Raw genomic sequence first — 17,733 nt, forward strand, 5'->3', positions numbered from 1 at the left:
CCTCTAGCTCTCTGAGCGGTCTCCTCGAGGCCCCTCGGCCTCCGTTTCGGAAGCGGGACCCCGGGAGGTCTCCGCGCCGCTCTCCTCGGTCTGTTCCTCGGTCCCGGACTCGGCGGCCTCCTCGGCCCCCTCGTCCTTCTTGGGCTTGGTGCGCCCCTTGCGCAGCTCACCGATGACGGTGCCGCACACGGCGCGCAGTTGCTCGATCGACACGGCGCCGGAGCGCAGGACCCTGGGAACCGCGTAGGTCAGGTCGACGATGGTCGAGGGAACGGTGCTCTCGTTGCTCCCACCGTCCAGGTAGACCGCGACGTCCTCGTCACCGAGCTGTTCGATCGCCTCGCCGGCGGTGGTGGCGGCCGGCTCCCCGGACTTGTTGGCGCTGCTGACCGCCATGGGTCCGGTCTCCTTGAGCAGCTCCAAGGCCACCGGATCCATCGGCATGCGCACGGCCACGGTGCCCTTGGTGTCGCCCAGATCCCAGGACAGGCTGGGGGTGGCGGTGCACACCAGGGTGAGCGGGCCGGGCCAGAACTCCTCCATCAGGTCACGGCCGTGGTTGCCCAGGTCGTCGATGAGGGCGGTGGCGGCCCGGATCGAGCCCACCAGCACCGGCGGCGGCATGTCCCGCCCTCGTCCCTTGGTCTCCAGCAACCGCGCGACGGCCTTCGGGCTGAAGGCGTCGCTGCCGATACCGTACACGGTGTCCGTGGGCAGTACCACGAGTTCGCCTCGACGCACCGCGGACGCGGCGTCGGCGATGCCGTCCTTGCGCGCGGACTCGTCCGCGCAATCGTAGATACGGCTCACCCTGTGTTCACCTCGATCTCGAACGGGTCGACCGGCCTCGGGTGTCGGTTCGACGATGGGGATGTGGGTGGTGGTCCGAGGGCGACACGAGGGCCGTCAGTCGTCCTCGTCGGCCCGACGCATGACCACGAACCGGTCGCGTCTGGCCAGATCCTTACGGTTGAGGACGTCACGCCAGCCCTTGTCCTCGGGGAACAGCCGGGGGATGTCGATGCCCTGGCCGTCGTGGTGTTCGATCGCCATGGATCCGCCGGGACGCAGGAGCCGGCGACCGACCGCCTCCAGGTCGCGGATCATGTCCAGACCGTCCTCACCCGACCACAGCGCGGGGGCCGGATCGTAGTCCCGCACCTCGGGGGGGATGGTGTCGGCCTCCCGGGTGGGCACGTAGGGAGGGTTGCTGATGAGCAGGTCGACCCGGCCGTCGAGCTCGGGCAGCGCGGCGCGCATGTCCCCCTGGTGGGCGGTCACCCGGTCGCCGTGCCCGGCGGACTCGATGTTGCGCCGGGTCCAGCTCAGCGCCTCGGGGTCGATCTCCACGGTGTGCACGCGTGAACGCGGCACCTCCTGGGCGATGGAGATCGCGATGGCCCCCGAACCCGCGCCCAGGTCCACGACCAGGGGGTCGGCCACGTCCATGGCGCGCAGGGTCTCGATGGCCCAGTCCACCATGATCTCGGTCTCGGGCCGGGGCACGAACACCCCCGGCCCCACCTGGAGCTCGAGATAGCGGAAGTAGGCGCGTCCGGTGATGTGCTGAAGGGGCTCGCGGGCCTCACGGCGGGAGACGCACTCCCAATAACGGGCGTCGAAGTCGGCGTCGGCCACCGCGTGGAGTTCCCCTCGACGAACACCGTGCACGAACGCCGCGAGCTCCTCGGCGTCCGTGCGGGGTGAGGCCACGCCCGCCTCCGCGAGCCGGAGCGTGGCGCGGGCGACCTCGTCGAGTAGGAAGTTCATGATGACTGGGCCGCTTCGAGCCTCTCCTTGGTGTCCGCGTCCACCAGGGCCTTGATGACCCCGTCCAGTTCCCCGTCGAGGACCTGGTCGAGGTTGTAGGCCTTGTATCCGACCCGGTGGTCGGAGATGCGGTTCTCCGGGAAATTGTAGGTGCGCACGCGCTCGGAGCGGTCCACGGTGCGGACCTGGCTCTTACGCTCGGCGGAGGCCTCGGCGTCGGCGCTGGCCTGGGCCTCGGCGTAGAGACGGGCCCGGAGGATGCGCATGGCCTGCTCCTTGTTCTGGAGCTGGCTCTTCTCGTTCTGGCAGGAGGCCACGATGCCGGTCGGCACGTGGGTGATCCGGACCGCGGAGTCGGTGGTGTTGACGCTCTGTCCGCCGGGGCCGGAGGAGCGGTAGACGTCGATGCGCAGATCCTTCTCGTGGACCTCGATCTCGATCTCCTCGGCCTCGGGCACGACGAGCACGCCGGCCGCGGAGGTGTGGATGCGGCCCTGCGACTCGGTGACCGGGACGCGCTGGACGCGGTGCACGCCGCCCTCGAACTTGAGCTGGGGCCACACGCCCGAGCCGGGCTCGGGGGTGCCCTTGTTCTTGAAGGCGATCGTGACGTCCTTGTATCCGCCCAGGTCGGAGAGGGTGGAGTCGATGACCTCGGTCTTCCATCCCTGGCGCTCGGCGTAGCGCAGGTACATCCGGACCAGGTCCCCGGCGAACAGGGCGGACTCCTCGCCGCCCTCGCCGGCCTTGACCTCCATGATGAGGTTCTTGTCGTCGGCGGGGTCGCGCGGGATGAGCAGGAAGCGCAGGCGTTCGGTGAGCTGCTCGGCCTCGACGGTCAGCCGGTCGGCCTCCTCGGCGAAGGAGGAGTCCTCGGCCGCGAGCTCACGCGCGGCGTCGATGTCGTTCTCGACCTCTTTGAGCTGACGGTAGGTCTGGATGATCGGGGTGAGCTGTGAGTAACGCTTGCCCAGCCTGCGCGCCTCGGCCGGGTTGGCGTGCACCTCGGGGTCGGCGAGCTGCTGTTCCAGCTCGTAGTACTCCCCAAGTAGGTCGTCCAGCTTCACGTTCCCATTCCCGTCTTCTCGTCTGCCCTGTGCGTCGATCTCCCCGCTAGGGGTGCGTCCCGTCCGGTGGGGTCCCTCGCGGGAGCCCCACCGGACGGGAGGGCGGCGCTACTTGCGCTTGCCGAAGCGCTTCTCGAAGCGGGCGACCCGACCACCGGTGTCGAGGATCTTCTGCTTGCCGGTGTAGAACGGGTGGCACTCGGAGCACACCTCGGCGCGGATCTTGCCCCCGGTGAGCGTGCTGCGCGTGATGAAGTGGGCCCCGCAGGTGCAGGTCACCTCGGTGGCGACGTACTCCGGGTGAATGTCGGCCTGCATGTGTGTCTCCTTGTGTGAGCGCGACCGCCGGACGCATGACGACCGCACCACCGTCGGAGGGGTGGGGCGGTGTCGTGGCCATGCGCGAACCGGTGTCGCGGCGATCCAGGTAACGGACCGGCCTGCTCTCCCTCACGGGCGGACGGCCGTGTCCCGATACCAGTTTGCCAGACCGACAACCATGCCGGGACCAGTACCTATTCCCGGCTCCCCTCCGGCACCTCCCCGTCGCCCCTCGTCGCGGCCCGCGATGGGGCCGCGTCCCGACGTCGGATGAACAGGACCAGGCCGACCAGGGCCGCGAGGACGAGGGCCAGCGCGACCGTCCCGACGTTGGGTCCGAACCCGTAGACGAAGACCTGGCTCACCGCTCCCGCGAGGAGCACGTAGTAGGTCATCGGGATGATCGTCTGACGGATGAGGTCGCCCTCGCGTCCGGCCAGGCCCACCACGGCGGAGGCGGCGACCACGTTGTGCACGGTGATCATGTTGCCCGCCGCGCCGCCGACCGCCTGGGTGGCGACGACCGTCTCGGGGGTCACCCCGATGTGCTCGGCGGTGGAGAACTGGAAGAGGGAGAACATCAGGTTGGAGACGGTGTTGCTGCCCGCGACGAACGCTCCCAGCGCCCCGATCCACGGGGCCAGGAGCGGCCAGTTCGCGCCGCCCAGTTCGGCCGCTCCGACGGCGAGGGTCAGCGGCATGCTCTCCAGGGAGGTGTCGCCGAACCCGGGGCCGGTGTTGATGAAGACCCGGACCAGGGGGACCGCGAACAACAGGGCCACGGCGGCCCCCGCCAGCTGGGAGCCCGCGACCTTCCAGGAGGCGAGGATCTCCCGGCGCCGCATCCGATGCAGACCGTAGGTGATCAGACAGACGAGGATGAAGGCGCCGCCGGGCGAGTAGAGGGGTTCGACGGTCTGGCCGACGGAGGTCCCGAAGATGTCGGTGGCACCCACCTTCACGCCGGTCAACCACTCCTCCAGCGGGGTGATCATGCGGGTGGAGACCAGTACGACGACGATGAGCAGATAGGGCGCCCAGGCGCGGAACAGTCCCATCCCGCGCCCGGCGGTCTCCTCCACGCCCGTGCCGGATTCGAGCCGTCCGGTCCAGCGGTCGAGCCAACGCTCGCGCGGCGGGAAGTCCCAGGTCCGCTTCGGCATGAGGAAACCCCTGCGAGCGGCGAACACCACGATGACCAGTCCGGTGAGTCCGCCCAGGAGGCTGGTGAACTCGACGCCGAGGAAGTGGTTGTACAGGACCGAGGGGATCGTCATGGCGAAGGCGCTGAAGAGGGCGAACCTCCAGACGCCGAGCCCGTCGGAGAAGCGCCGTTCCCCTCCGTAGAAGCCACAGAGCATGCAGCAGATGAAGAGCGGGACGAGCGTTCCGGGCACGGCGTGCAACAGCACCGTCTGGAGGCCGATGACGTCCACGTACCCGGGCAGGGTGAGGCCGAGGACGGAGGCCCGTTCGGCGACCGCCTCCGACCCCTCCAGTCCTCCGGAGACGCCGACCAGGACGGGGGTCCCCACGGCTCCGAAGCTGACCGGGGTGCTCTGGATGACCAGCCCCACCATCACGGCGGCCATGGCGGGGAAGCCGAGGGCCAGCATCAGCGGGGCGACGACGGCGGCGGGGGTACCGAAGCCGGAGGCCCCTTCGATGAAGCTCCCGAAGAGCCAGCCGATGATGATCGCCTGGATGCGACGGTCGGGGGTGATGTCGGTGAAGGTCGCCCGGATGGTGGCGATGGCGCCGCTCCCGCTGAGGGTGGCGAGCAGGAGCAGGGCGCCGAAGATGATGTAGAGCAGGCCCGCGGCGAGGATCAGGCCTTGGACGGTGGAGGCCGCGACGGCCCTCCATTCGGTCCCCCAGAACAGGACCGCGATCCCGACCACGACGACGTACCCGGCGGGCATGGCGTACATGGCGGGCAGGCGGAACCCGACGAGGAGGACACCGACCACGAGGATCGGGGTGAGCGCGAGGAGGCTGAGCAGGGCGAGGTTGTCCATTCCAGACGGCTCCCTGGTACGGGTGGTGCACTCGGGTGGCGCGACCCTAAATCGCCGGGGGCCGCCCCACCATCCCCTTTATGTGATCCGCAACACATTGGTGATATCCGCTCGAAACCCCGCCGCCTCCGAAGCCCCCGCATACGGAACGGCCCCCTCCCGTTCCCGGGAAGGGGCCGTCGCGTTCGTTCACACCGCCGTCACGGCGGGGCCGCGGCGCCGATCAGCGCTCGGGGCCCACCGTGGTCTTCTGGATCTGCATCAGGAACTCGGCGTTGCTCTTGGACTCCTTCATCTTGTCCAGGAGCAGCTCGATCGCCTGCTGGGTGTCCAGGGCGTGCAGCACCCGGCGGAGCTTCCAGACGACGTTCAGCTCCTCGGCCGACATCAGGATCTCCTCCTTACGGGTGCTGGAGGCGTCCACGTCCACGGCCGGGAAGATCCGCTTGTCCGCCAGGGACCGGTTGAGCTTGAGCTCCATGTTGCCGGTGCCCTTGAACTCCTCGAAGATCACCTCGTCGGCGCGCGAACCGGTCTCGACCAGCGCGGTGGCCAGGATGGTCAGCGAGCCGCCGCCCTCGATGTTGCGGGCCGCGCCGAAGAAGCGCTTGGGCGGGTAGAGGGCCGTGGAGTCCACACCACCGGACATGATGCGTCCGCTGGCCGGGGCCGCCAGGTTGTAGGCGCGCCCCAGACGGGTGATGGAGTCGAGCAGGACGACCACGTCCATACCCATCTCCACGAGCCGCTTGGCCCGCTCGATGGCCAGATCGGCGACGACCGTGTGGTCCTCGGCCGGACGGTCGAAGGTCGAGTGGATGACCTCGCCCTTGACCGTGCGCTGCATGTCGGTGACCTCCTCGGGACGTTCGTCCACGAGGATCACCATCAGGTAGCACTCCGGGTTGTTCTCGGTGATGGCGTTGGCGATCGCCTGCATCACCATCGTCTTGCCCGCCTTGGGCGGGGAGACAATGAGCCCGCGCTGACCCTTACCGATCGGTGCGACCAGGTCGATGATGCGGGTGGTGAGGATGTTCGGCTCGGTCTCCAGCCGCAGGCGCTCCTGCGGGTAGAGCGGAACGAGCTTGGAGAACTCCTGACGCCCCCTCGCCTGGTCCGGGGACATACCGTTCACCGAGTCCAGACGCACCAGGGCGTTGAACTTCTCGCGGCGCTCGCCCTCACGGGGCTGACGGACCGCACCGATGATGTGGTCGCCCTTGCGCAGACCGTGCTTGCGGACCTGGGCCAGGGAGACGTAGACGTCGCTCTGACCGGGCAGGTAGCCGGTGGTACGGACGAAGGCGTAGTTGTCCAGGATGTCGAGGATTCCCGCGACCGGCAGCAGGACGTCGTCCTCGCCGATCACCGGCTCGGCCTCCTGGCCGCCACCGCGCCCGCGACGGTCGCGACGATCCCTGCGCCGACCCCGACGGCGGCCACCGCCGCCGAAATCGTCGTCGTCACCGGAGTTACGACCCTGGTTCTGGCCGCCACCACCCTGCTGGCGGTCGGAGTTGTTGTTCGCGTTCTGGTCGTCACCGCCACGGTTGCGGTTACGGCGGTTACGCTGGCGCTCGCGACCCTGCCCGGACCTGTTCTCACGGTCCTCGGAGTCGGGGCCGTTCTTCTGGGGGGTGCTGGATGTCTTCGTCACGCTGCTCGCGGAGGTTGAGGAGTCGGTGCCGTCCACCGAACGGGGCTGGTCACCGGACTCGTCGCCGCGCCTGCGGGACGAGCGACGGCTACGGGAGGGCTTCTCACCCTTCCCACCCTGGGACTCGGTCACGGCCTGGTCCGACGACCGCTCTCCCGCGCTCTTGCGCGGGGCCTCGTCCGTGCCCGACTTGGCGGGAGACTGGGCTTCGGTCGGGCCGTCATTGTTCTCGACCTTACCGGCCTTGGGAGCGCTGTCGGCTTTCTTTGCGGATTTGGCCTTCGCGGGGGCGACGGGGCCGCCCTGCTTGGCCTCGATGGCCGCGATGACGTCGCTCTTGCGCATGCGCCCCGTACCGGTGATGCCCATGCTCGACGCGAGCTTCTGGAGCTCGGGGAGTTTCTGGGCGGCGAGTCCGGTACCGCGCGAGGCCGCGCGGGACCGGGACGCACCCGACGGCGCGGCTTCGCCGGTCTCCGCGGAGGCGTCGGCGCTCTTCTTGCTGTCGACCGCCGCGTCCGTTCGGAGTTCGGTGGTGTCGCTCACTAAGGGTCCTTCCCAAGGAGCGGGCTTCGGCCGTCGGCTTTGTGCTCGATCGGCCGGCCCGATGGTGCGAACCGGCAGGGGCCGGGTAGGGCGTGCCCCACGTGGATGTCGGAAACCGGCGTAGTCGGTCCCCTACCCAATCGCGGCGGGCTCTGGGTACAGCCAGACGTCGGGGCGGATGGCTCGGAGGTGATGCCTGTCGACCATGACGAAACGCTCATCCGAGGAGGAGCGGACTTCGAAGACGTGGGCACAGTCGCGGAGATTCCGCGGACTCGACACTTTGGCCACCGCTTCCGGTTGATCGCATGATCGGACCGCCGGAGTATGGGACGCGGAAGCCGCTGTGGCGGATGAGCACACGCCCCGCAACGGGGCATCTGGTGCTTCACCAAGCCTAACATCACCAGAGGCCACGGCTATTCCTCGACACAGATGCTACGGATGGGGAGATGGGGTCCGCACCCCCGCCGGCTCGATGTGCAGGGGGCGTATGTCCCAATCATTACCCGCCCATCGAGCGATCGAATCAATCTGCCCGATGATTTCCGGCGATTCCGTCCCCGCGTGTCCCTCGGGGATCGCGCACAGGACCAGAACGGTGGGTCCCGCACCCGAGACCACGGCCGCGAGTCCCTCCTGTTCACGCAGGTCACGCACGAGATCGAGGGTACGGGGCATGGCCGGGGCCCGATAGGACTCGTGCAACCGGTCCTCGGTCGCCGCGAACAGGGATTCCGGTTGGCCACAAACGGCCGCCGTCATCAGCGCGGCGCGTCCCGCGTTGAAGGCCGCGTCCGCGTGCGAGACGGTCTCCGGCAACAGGCCGCGGGCCCGTTCGGTGGACAATCGCCACCCCGGAACGCACAGCACCGGCAGGATCCGCTCGTCCGGCAGGGAACGGGAGACCCCCCAGGAGGCGCCGTCCCGATAGGCGATCGTGTATCCGCCGTAGACGCAGGGGGCCACGTTGTCGGGGTGCCCCTCCAGGTCCGCGGAGACCTGATAGATCCAGTCCCGGTCGGGACCGCCGTCGGGCCCCCGACGTCCGAGCAGGGCCGCGGCCGCCGTGACACCGCCGACGATCGCCGAGGAGGACGAGCCGAGACCACGCGAGTGCGGGATGCGGTTCTCACAGCGCAGGTCCAGACCGGGGAGCTTCTCCCCCGCCCGGTCGAAGGCCTCGGCCATCGCCCGGACCACGAGGTGGCGTCGACCGAGCGGGACCTCGCCCGCCCCCTCGCCCTCCACCGTGACATGGAGCTCGTCGTCCGTACGAAGCGCGACGTCGAAGCGGTTGTACAGGCGTACGGCCAGCCCTAGGGCGTCGAAGCCGGGCCCGAGGTTGGCGCTGGTCGCCGGGGCGTCGACGGACACCCGTTCGGGGCGTGCTGAGGTCACTCGACTCTCCAAGTGGTCGTTCCCGCGGCCCGGACCGCCGTGGACGCGGTTCGGGCCGACGGGACGAAGGAGCTGCTGATCAGGCGAGGTCCAGGGCCTTGGCGGCGGCCTGGGCGTCGACGGGAACGGTGGTGGCGGAGGAGGCTCCCGCCAGCGCCCAGTCCGGGTCCTTGAGGCCGTTACCGGTGACCGTGCAGACGATACGGCTGCCCTTGGGCACCTGTCCGGCCGCGGAGGCCTGGAGGAGACCGGCGACGCTCGCGGCGGAGGCGAGTTCGACGAAGACGCCCTCCTCCGCGGCCAGGAGCTTGTAGGCGGCCATGATCTGGCGGTCGGTGACCTTGTCGATGGCCCCGCCGGACTCGTCCCTGGCCTGCTCGGCGAGCTTCCAGGAGGCCGGGTTGCCGATCCGGATGGCGGTGGCGATGGTGCTGGGGCTGGTCACCGGGGCGCCGTCGACGATGGGGGCCGAGCCGCTGGCCTGGAAGCCGAGCATGCGCGGGGACCCGGTGGAGATACCGTCCCTGGCGTACTCGGTGTAGCCCATCCAGTAGGCGGTGATGTTGCCGGCGTTGCCGACGGGGATGCAGTGGATGTCGGGAGCGTCGCCGAGGGCGTCCACGATCTCGAAGGCGGCCGTCTTCTGCCCCTGGAGACGGTAGGGGTTGACCGAGTTCACCAGGGCGACGGGGTAGTCGACGCTGAGCTTGCGGGCGAGTTCCAGACAGTCGTCGAAATTGCCGTCGACCTGGAGCAGACGGGCGCCGTGCACGAGCGCCTGGGCGAGCTTGCCCATGGCGATCTTGCCCTGGGGCACCAGGACGGCGCAGGTCATGCCGGCGCGAATGGCGTAGGCGGCCGCACTGGCGCTGGTGTTGCCGGTGGAGGCGCAGATGACGGCCTTCGCGCCGTCCTCGGCCGCCTTGGAGATGGCCATGGTCATCCCGCGGTCCTTGAAGGAACCGGTGGGGTTGAGCCCCTCGACCTTGAGGAAGACCTCGCAGCCCGTGAGCTCGGACACACGCGTGGCGGGCAGCAGGGGGGTGCCGCCCTCCTGGAGGGTGACGACGGGGGTGTTCTCGTTGACGGGAAGGCGGTCTCGGTACTCCTCGACGATGCCTCGCCACGCCCGTGCCATGCTCACGACGGTGTCCCTTTCGGGTGGATGCGGTTTCGCTGGACGCGCCGCCTCGTACGGCGCGCGCGGGAATGCGGGTGAGGTGTCACGGAGACGCTCCGGCCCCCACCTGCCACGAGTCTATGACCCGCCCCGGGTGTCTTGTATCCCGGGCACTGTGATCTCACGATGTGGACGCACCGGGGCCGCCCCCGACCCTGTCGGAGGCGGTCCCGTGTCCGGTCAGTCCTGGAAGGTCTCCACGCGCATGACGCTGGCCACCTCACGGACCATCGGATGCGCGCTGAGCAGCTCGACCGTCGCGCTGAGGGCCGAGTCCGGAGCCGGGTGACTCACCAGCACGAGCTGGGCGTCGTCTCCGCTGCCCTCCTGGCGCACGTTCTTGATGGACACCCCGTGGTCGGCGAAGATCTCGGCGACCTTGGAGAGCACGCCCGGACGGTCGGCCACGTCCAGCGCCACGTGGTAGCTGGTGATGGTCCGACCCATGTCGTGCACCGGCAACCCGGTGTCGTGCGCGCCCTCGGCCACCGAGGTGTGGGCGAGCCGGTTCCGGCACACCGCCACGATGTCGCCCAGGACCGCGGAGGCGGTGGGCGTGCCCCCGGCGCCGGCCCCGTAGAACATCAGGCGCCCGGCCGACTCGGCCTCCACGAAGACCGCGTTGTAGGCCTCCTTGACCCCGGCCAGGGGGTGCTCCACGGGAAGCATCACCGGGTGGACGCGCACGCCCACGGACTCGCCGTCCTCCGACCGCTGGCAGATCGCCAACAGTTTGACGACGCAGCCCATCGCCCGGGCGCTGGCGATGTCCCCGGAGGAGACCCCGGTGATGCCCTCGCGGTGGACGTCGGCGGCGGTCACCCTCTGGGTGTGGAAGGCCAGACGGGCCAGGATCGCGGCCTTGGCGGCCGCGTCGAAGCCCTCCACGTCCGCGGTGGGATCGGCCTCCGCGTACCCGAGGGCCTGGGCCTCCTCCAAGGCCTCGGTGAACCCCGAGCCCAGGGAGTCCATCCGGTCCAGGACGTAGTTGGTGGTGCCGTTGACGATGCCCAGGACCCGGTTGACCCGGTCCCCGGCCAGAGAGTCGCGCAGCGGACGCAGCAACGGGATGGCCCCGGCCACGGAGGCCTCGTAGTACAGATCCACCCCGGCGGTGCGCGCCGCCGTGTGCAGGGTCTGGCCGTCCTCGGCGAGCAGCGCCTTGTTGGCCGTGACCACCGACTTGCCCGACTTGATCGCGTCGAGGATCAGCGAACGCGCCGGTTCGATCCCGCCGATGACCTCCACCACGACATCGATGTCGGGACGTGTGACCAGCGCCGTGGCGTCGGTGGTCAGCAGCGACGGGTCGACCCCGCGGTCACGGTCCAGGCGGCGTACCGCGATGCCGCCGATCTCGATCGACGTGCCGATCCGCGCGGCCAGTTCCTCGGACTGCTCGTTGACCAGGCGGACGACTTCCGAACCCACAACGCCGCATCCGAGCAGCGCCACCTTCATCGCCATTTGGGCGTGACTCCCACTTCTCTCGTGTCCGACCTCGTGGACGCCGGACGGCGCCCGAGGGGCGAACTGTTCAGCCTACGTCGAGGCGGAGGAGGTCCTCCTCGTTCTCCCTGCGCACGATGACCCGTGCGTTCTCGTCCCGGACCGCCACCATGGCGGGACGGGGCAGGTGGTTGTAGTTGCTCGCCATGGAGTAGCAGTAGGCGCCCGTGGCGGCCACCGCCACCAGGTCGCCCGGCCGCAGGTCGGCGGGCAGGTACAGGTCGTGCACGATGATGTCACCGCTCTCGCAGTGCTTGCCGACCAATCGGGAGAGCATCGGTGCGGCTCCGCTCTCCCGGGAGACCAGTTGCCCGGTGTACTCGGCCCCGTACAGGGCTGTACGGATGTTGTCGCTCATGCCGCCGTCGACGCTGACGTAGGTGCGGATGCCCTCCACGTCCTTGACGGTGCCGACCTCGTAGACGGTGATCCCCGCCGGTCCGGCGATGGCACGGCCCGGTTCGACCGCGACGCGGGGCGTCGGCAGGCCCGCCTCCTCGCATTCGCGGCGCACGATCTCGGTGAGGCTCTCGGCGATGGTCTGAGGGTCGAGCGGGGTGTCCACGGAGGTGTAGGCGATGCCCAGACCGCCGCCCAGGTCCAGCTCGGCGAGGGTGACGTCGAGTTCCTCGTGGATCCGGGTGAGGAATCGGGTCACCCGACGCGCGGCGACCTCGAACCCGGAGGTGTCGAAGATCTGCGAGCCGATGTGCGAGTGCAGACCCACCAGATCGAGGTGGTCGGCGCCCAGGACCCGACGGACCGCCTCCGCCGCGGCGCCGGTGCTCAGCGCGAAACCGAACTTCTGGTCGTCGTGCGCGGTGGCGACGAACTCGTGGGTGTGCGCCTCCACTCCGGTGGTCACACGGATGAGGACCTTGGGGCGGGCTCCGGCCTCGCGGGCGATGCCCTCCAGGCGTTCGATCTCGTCGAGGGAGTCCACGATGATCCGGCCGACGCCGACCTCCACCGCGCGACGCAGTTCGGCCACCGACTTGTTGTTGCCGTGCATGCCGATGCGTTCGGTCGGCACCCCCGCCGCCAGGGCGACGGCCAGTTCGCCGCCGGAGCAGACGTCGAGCTTGAGCCCCTCCTCGACCACCCAACGGGCGACGGCCTTGGTCAGCAGGGCCTTGCCCGCGTAGTAGACGTCGGCGTCCGTGAAGGCGGTGGAGTAGGCACGGGCCCGGGAACGGAAGTCCTCCTCGTCCATCACGAAGAGCGGGGTGCCGTATTCGGCGGCGAGGGAGCGCACCCCGACGCCGCCGACGGTGAGCTCGCCGTCCTCGCGTCGCGCGGTGGCGGGCCACACGCGCGGGTCCAGGGCGTTGAGGTCTTCGGGCGGCAGCGGCGGGTTGTCCTCCGGCAGGACCTCCGCGTGGCGGGATCCGGCGGGGTGGGCGTAGCGGCTCATGGCGGTCTTTCGGCTGGGACTTCGTACGTCTTGTGGTGATGCTGTGCCCGCGACGGGGTGAGGTCGCACGACGACACCCCCGGTGGCGGCGAGGGGACCCCTCACCATTGTCCACTAAGCCGATCGGAACACAGGGGTCGGGATCGTCCCACGGGATCCATGCGATCGGGGGGTCTACAGCCTTGTGGGCGCCGATACCCCGAGCAGGAAGAGTCCGGTGTCGAGCACCCCCGCGACGGCCGCGGGCAGGGCCGGGTCGAGAGCGGCCCGCGCGGGTTCTCCCCCGTCGGCCCCTCCGGCCCCGGCGGTGGAACCCGTTCGCCACTCATCGTAGGCACTGGTCAACGCTTCCAGGTATCGGACCAGGATATGGGGTTCCTCTCGGCGCGCGGCCGTCTCCAGGACACCGGGGCCGTCGAAGAGCAGCCCGCGCACCGCCGCGTTCTCCCGATGCCGGCACCCGGCGCCGACGTCCTCGCATCGCCCGCTCTCCCGACCCTCGCGGGCCCAGCGCAGACTGCTCAGAGCGTGAGCGTGCGCGTAACGCATCCGAAAGGCCGGGTTGGCGTCGGTGAACCGGACCCAGGCCCCGGGATGTTCGGCCGAGGGGAGCGCGGGCAGGTCACGGCCGGTGGTCTCGTTCTCCCGGGGGCGTTCGGGGATGGAGCGGCAGAAGGCCACCCGGGCGCTGTCCTCGCCGATCCGCCCCAACGCGCGGCCGGCCGGGGTGTACAGATCCAGGCGATCGGCGTCCAGGTAGCGATCGCGCCAGGAGACCTCCCCCTCGGGCCCCGGCGGCGGAGGCGTGGCGCCCACCGCCATCGCGATGCGGGCCCGCGCGTCGGCGCGGGCGTAGCGACGGGCCTGGGCGACGGGTCCGGCCTCGTGCAGTTCCGTCCGGGGCCACTCCCCCGTCCCGGTCCAGGCGCGGCCGGTGAGGAAGCGTGGGCCGTCGGCGGCGGCCCGCAGCAGGTTCTCGCGTTGAAGACAGGTGAAGGTGACGTCGACGAACCCGCGGGCGTCGGCGACCACCTCGGCGAAACCGGCGTCGGTGTCGCCCTCCTCGGCCATCGTGTCGACCTGGGCGACGATGCGTCCGGAGACCAGGAGACGAGGATCGCCGTCCCCCTTCTCGGGCAGTCGATCGCGGACCCGCCCCACCAGGCGGAGCGGCAGGGCGATGGAGGCGTCGGCCCGGCCTCCGGCCTGATCGGCGCGCGGCCAGACGAAGGGGACGTCGGCGTCGTCGATGTCGAAGGCGCGTCTCGCGGCGCGACGGACGACCGCCTCCAGAGAGCGAGGGGTCACGCGGCTCCCCCCACGCCGCCGTCGCCGTCGCCGAGCAGGGCCCGAATGAGGTCGACCAGCTCGTCGGGGTCGAAGGGCTTGGTCAGGTAGTCGTCGACTCCGATGCGTTCACCACGTCTTCGGTCGTCGGCCTGGGCCCGGGCGGTCACCATGACGATGCACCGGTCGTACCCGTCCGAACGCAGACGCTCGACGGCCGCCCAGCCGTCGAGTCGGGGCATCATCACGTCCATGGTGATGACGTCGGGTCGGATGTGGCCGACCCGTTCGAGGCAGTCCTGCCCGTCCATGGCGGTGAACACCTCGAACCCCTCCAGTTCGAGGTTGAGGCGGATGAGTTCGCGGATCACCTCGTCGTCCTCGACGACGAGAACCCGGGCGGGAAGGGCGTTCACGGCCGTGACACTACCGTCGCCGGGCGCGGCGGCACCACTGGAACCCGGTATCGACCACCTCCCCGGCCCGGTCTCGAAAGCGATGGGACGAACGGCCCCCGACCCCTGCTACAGTTGTTCTCGCAGCAGCGCCCCCTTAGCTCAGGGGATAGAGCACCGGCCTCCGGAGCCGGGTGCGGAGGTTCGAATCCTCCAGGGGGCACGGAACGAACGGGAACATCCATCGGATGTTCCCGTTCTCGCGTTTCCACCCCCGTGACGTCCGTGTTCGCCCTCGGCGTGAGGATCATCCGTCGACGCGGCCCGAGGCGGGCGCGGGGGCCGGCCTCGGGCGGGGTCCGGATCAGACGGTCGCGGGGGTGTAGGGCCAGGCGCCGTCGACGACGGCCTCGGGGTCGCGACGGCGCAGGTACTCCTGGAAGCTCGCGGCCTGCTCCGCCTTCCAGGCGATCTGGGCGGTGTGCAGTTCGGCGGCGGACATCTCGGCGATCTCCGGGTGGGTCGCGGCGATCCGCCAGGCCAGCCGTGCCGCCGCCAGGGCGTCGGCGGCCGCGCCATGGGCCTCCTCCGCCGCCAGGGGCACCTCGTAGTGGGCGCACACGTCGACGAGCTTGCGCGATCCGCGCCGGTAGGTGTCGACCCTCTTGTCCAGGACGAGCGGGTCCACGACCAGCGGTTGCGCGGGCAGAGGGCGACCCGGGCGGTGACGGGCGATCTCCCGGTCGAGCAGGGTCAGGTCGTAGGGGGCGTTGTAGACCACCACGGGCAGCCCCTCGGCGACGACGGCCTCCAAGGCGTCGGCGATCTCCGCCACGACCTCGGCTGCGGGCCGACCCTGTTCACGGGCCCGTTCCGTGGTGATGCCGTGGATCTCCGCGGCGTCGGCGGGGATCTCGACACCGGGGTCGGCCAGCCAGGAGAGGACCTCCTTGCTCCGACGTTCGGGGTCGATGCGCCACAGGGCGGCGGTGACGATCCGGTCGCCCTCGACGTCCAGTCCGGTGCTCTCGATGTCGAAGGCGGCCATGGGACGTGTGTGCCATGCAGTGTTCACTGGGTTCCTCGCGGTTCCGGTTCGTCGATGCTGTCGGGCTGTGCGGTCGGGACCGCGTGGTGTCGGCCGGGACCGTCCGAAGACGTTCCCGAGGGTTCGAAAGGGGTGTCCGTACCGAGGAGGGCTCCGACACACGCCCGGACGGCGGGCGTCTCGGTGTCGGATCGCCAGACCGCCCGGACCACCCGGCTCAGGGGAGGATCGGTGGGGAGGAAGCGCACCCCCGCGGGGGCCGTGCGCCGTCCCAGGTCGGGTACCAGGGCGACGGCCAGGCCCGCGGCCACCAGCTCGAGCTGGGAGGGGATCTCGGCGAGTGTGTACCTGATGTCGGGTTCCACCCCGCGGGAGCGCAGGGCCTGGAGGATCGCCTCGTAGGGTTCGGTCCCCTCCGGGCAGCTCGCCCACAGGACACCGTTCGTCCCGTCGCCGTCCCCGAGTTCGGCGAGGTCGACGGAGTCGCGTCCTCCCAGGGGGTGCTCGGGCGGAAGCGCCAGGTAGACCCTCTCGTCCACGAGGTCGGCGGTGCGGACCCCGGCGGGCAGCGCCACCGGTCGGCTGGACCAGCTCTCGGCCAGTACGAGGTCCAGGTCGCCGCGCAGGAGATCGGGCAGCAGGGACACCACCTCTCCGTCGCGCAGGGTGGGGGCCAGCCGAGGGTGCCGGGCGAGCAGGTCGGAGAGGGCTCCGGGCAACAGGCTGCGGACCGCGCTCCCCACCCCGCCCAGCCTCAGCGGTCCGAGGATCTGCCGGTCGAGGGCGGCCAGATCGGTCTGGGCCGCGTTCACCTGTTCGAGGACGCGGGAGGCGTGCCCCGCCAGGACCCTGCCCGCGTGGGTGAGTCGCACACTCCTGCCCTGGGGTTCCAGCAGGCGCTGGCCCGCCTCTCGCTCCAACTTGGTGAGCTGCTGGGACATCCCCGACGGTGTCACGTGCAGAGCCCGCGCCGCGCTCGCGATGGAACCGTGCGTCTGCACGGCCACCAGCGCTCTCAGTCGTTCGATACTGAACACATAAGGAACACTACCGAGTATCGACGACAAAACATTGCTTTTGTTTTCCAGTCGCTCCCGACAAGCTGTTCCCATGGCACGACAGGAGAAGAGCCGGGAAGAGCGGGAGACGTCACGTTCGTCCCCGGGTGGACTGGGAGCCCTGCTGGAGCGGGCCGAACCGACGACGCTCGCGGTGATCGGTTCCGGCTGCACCTCGGCGACCGGGGTCTTCGTGAAGCTGTCCGGGGCGAACGCGGGGACCGCCGCCTTCCTTCGCTGCGCTCTCGCGCTGGTCGTCCTTGTGCCGATGGCCCTGTCCGAACTGCGCCGCGTCGGGCCCCGTCCCGGGCGTCTCCTGGGCCTGGACGCGGCCGCCGGGCTGCTCCTGGGCGTGGACTACGTGTTCTGGGCCGCGAGCATCCACCACGTGGGGGCCGGGATCGCGACCGTACTGCTCAACGTCCAGGTGGTGGTCTTCCCGCTGTTGGCCTGGATCCTGTTGGGCGACCGGATCTCGCGGAGTTTCCTCGCCGCGCTGCCGGTCATGCTCATGGGGCTGGCCCTGGCGGCCGGCGCCGTGGGAGCGGGAGGCGTCGGCGTCGAGGACGGCGAGGGGAACCCGTGGCTGGGACTGGCCTACGGCGTGGCCGCCGGTGTCACCTACGCCGGCTACCTGTTCCTGTCCCGACTCGCCGGAGGCCGGGGCCACACGGTCACCCCGGTGTGCGTCTCCACCCTGACCGCCGCCGTCGCGGCCGGGACCCTGGGCGCCCTGTGGAGCGGGATCGATCTGGTGTCACTGGACGCCATGGCCTGGCTCTGGCTGTCCCTGCTGGCGCTGACCGGACAGGTTCTGACCTGGCTGCTGGTCGGCTCGGCCCTGCCCCGCCTTTCGGCCACCACCGGCGCCGCGGTCCTGGTCCTGCCTCCCGTGATGGCGGTGCTCTTGGGCGCCATCGTGCTGGGCGAGAGGGCGACCCCGCTTCAACTGGTCGGCTGCGCGCTGGTGGTCCTGGCGATCTGGCTGTCCCAGCGGCGCGCCCGCGCCTCGTGAGCGAACACGTGCCCCTCCGGCTATCGGTGAGTCGGTCGGGTGGA

At 70.2% G+C, this 17,733-nt stretch carries 15 protein-coding genes and 1 tRNA gene; 2 read left to right on the forward strand and 14 right to left on the reverse strand.

Translation table 11 applies throughout. The annotated features are described in order from the left end of the window. Window positions 1-3: 3 nt before the first annotated feature. The 12 genes from U9J66_RS20790 to U9J66_RS20845 all read right to left on the reverse strand — a co-directional run bounded on the left by U9J66_RS20790 (window position 4) and on the right by U9J66_RS20845 (window position 14,589). Window positions 4-810, reverse strand: coding sequence for an L-threonylcarbamoyladenylate synthase (locus U9J66_RS20790; RefSeq protein ID WP_014911858.1), 807 nt, complete (start codon window positions 808-810; stop codon window positions 4-6). 96 nt (window positions 811-906) lie between these two features. Further along, on the reverse strand, window positions 907-1,770 hold the full coding sequence (gene prmC / locus U9J66_RS20795) for a peptide chain release factor N(5)-glutamine methyltransferase (RefSeq protein WP_014912582.1): 864 nt from the start codon (window positions 1,768-1,770) through the stop codon (window positions 907-909). Beyond that, window positions 1,767-2,837, reverse strand: coding sequence for a peptide chain release factor 1 (gene prfA / locus U9J66_RS20800; RefSeq protein WP_014911216.1), 1,071 nt, complete (start codon window positions 2,835-2,837; stop codon window positions 1,767-1,769). Before prfA ends, prmC begins: the two co-directional genes overlap by 4 nt. A 108-nt stretch (window positions 2,838-2,945) precedes the next feature. Beyond that, complete coding sequence (gene rpmE / locus U9J66_RS20805) at window positions 2,946-3,155, reverse strand: 50S ribosomal protein L31 (protein ID WP_014912523.1); 210 nt, start codon at window positions 3,153-3,155, stop codon at window positions 2,946-2,948. Between the two features lie 197 nt (window positions 3,156-3,352). Then, window positions 3,353-5,176 carry an L-lactate permease gene (locus U9J66_RS20810; RefSeq protein WP_161111360.1) on the reverse strand — a complete coding sequence of 608 codons (1,824 nt, stop codon included), beginning with the start codon at window positions 5,174-5,176 and terminating at the stop codon, window positions 3,353-3,355. Between the two features lie 223 nt (window positions 5,177-5,399). Then, on the reverse strand, window positions 5,400-7,382 hold the full coding sequence (rho, locus tag U9J66_RS20815) for a transcription termination factor Rho (RefSeq protein WP_042282701.1): 1,983 nt from the start codon (window positions 7,380-7,382) through the stop codon (window positions 5,400-5,402). Window positions 7,383-7,820: 438 nt separating this feature from the next. Next, window positions 7,821-8,783: a homoserine kinase gene (gene thrB, locus U9J66_RS20820; RefSeq protein WP_014911164.1), complete on the reverse strand. Its 963-nt coding sequence runs from the start codon at window positions 8,781-8,783 to the stop codon at window positions 7,821-7,823. A 79-nt stretch (window positions 8,784-8,862) separates the two neighbouring features. Continuing rightward, window positions 8,863-9,921, reverse strand: a complete 1,059-nt coding sequence (thrC, locus tag U9J66_RS20825) for a threonine synthase (protein WP_014909610.1) — start codon at window positions 9,919-9,921, stop codon at window positions 8,863-8,865. 222 nt (window positions 9,922-10,143) lie between these two features. Next, window positions 10,144-11,430 (reverse strand): homoserine dehydrogenase, encoded by a 1,287-nt coding sequence (locus U9J66_RS20830; RefSeq protein ID WP_017536388.1) that lies wholly within the window; start codon window positions 11,428-11,430, stop codon window positions 10,144-10,146. 70 nt (window positions 11,431-11,500) lie between these two features. Next, entirely contained in the window at window positions 11,501-12,886 is a 1,386-nt protein-coding gene (gene lysA / locus U9J66_RS20835; RefSeq protein ID WP_326338445.1) for a diaminopimelate decarboxylase, read from the reverse strand. A gap of 174 nt (window positions 12,887-13,060) precedes the next feature. Further along, complete coding sequence (locus U9J66_RS20840; protein ID WP_014910591.1) at window positions 13,061-14,194, reverse strand: DALR anticodon-binding domain-containing protein; 1,134 nt, start codon at window positions 14,192-14,194, stop codon at window positions 13,061-13,063. Further along, window positions 14,191-14,589, reverse strand: a complete 399-nt coding sequence (locus U9J66_RS20845) for a response regulator transcription factor (RefSeq protein ID WP_014912329.1) — start codon at window positions 14,587-14,589, stop codon at window positions 14,191-14,193. The genes U9J66_RS20840 and U9J66_RS20845 overlap by 4 nt, the downstream gene beginning before the upstream one ends. 130 nt (window positions 14,590-14,719) lie before the next feature. Here U9J66_RS20845 and U9J66_RS20850 point away from each other — a divergent pair. Next, window positions 14,720-14,791: transfer RNA gene (locus U9J66_RS20850), tRNA-Arg, on the forward strand. Window positions 14,792-14,932: 141 nt separating this feature from the next. Here the strand turns inward: U9J66_RS20850 and U9J66_RS20855 are convergent. Then, window positions 14,933-15,643, reverse strand: a complete 711-nt coding sequence (locus tag U9J66_RS20855; protein ID WP_026125181.1) for an exonuclease domain-containing protein — start codon at window positions 15,641-15,643, stop codon at window positions 14,933-14,935. Continuing rightward, window positions 15,640-16,653: a LysR family transcriptional regulator gene (locus U9J66_RS20860; protein ID WP_042282709.1), complete on the reverse strand. Its 1,014-nt coding sequence runs from the start codon at window positions 16,651-16,653 to the stop codon at window positions 15,640-15,642. The genes U9J66_RS20855 and U9J66_RS20860 overlap by 4 nt, the downstream gene beginning before the upstream one ends. A gap of 73 nt (window positions 16,654-16,726) precedes the next feature. Here U9J66_RS20860 and U9J66_RS20865 point away from each other — a divergent pair, with 73 nt between their 5' ends. Then, window positions 16,727-17,689: a DMT family transporter gene (locus U9J66_RS20865; RefSeq protein WP_161111358.1), complete on the forward strand. Its 963-nt coding sequence runs from the start codon at window positions 16,727-16,729 to the stop codon at window positions 17,687-17,689. The last annotated feature ends 44 nt before the right edge of the window (window positions 17,690-17,733 follow it).

Source organism: Nocardiopsis sp. LDBS1602 (assembly GCF_035818715.1).
Lineage (GTDB): Bacteria > Actinomycetota > Actinomycetes > Streptosporangiales > Streptosporangiaceae > Nocardiopsis > Nocardiopsis alba.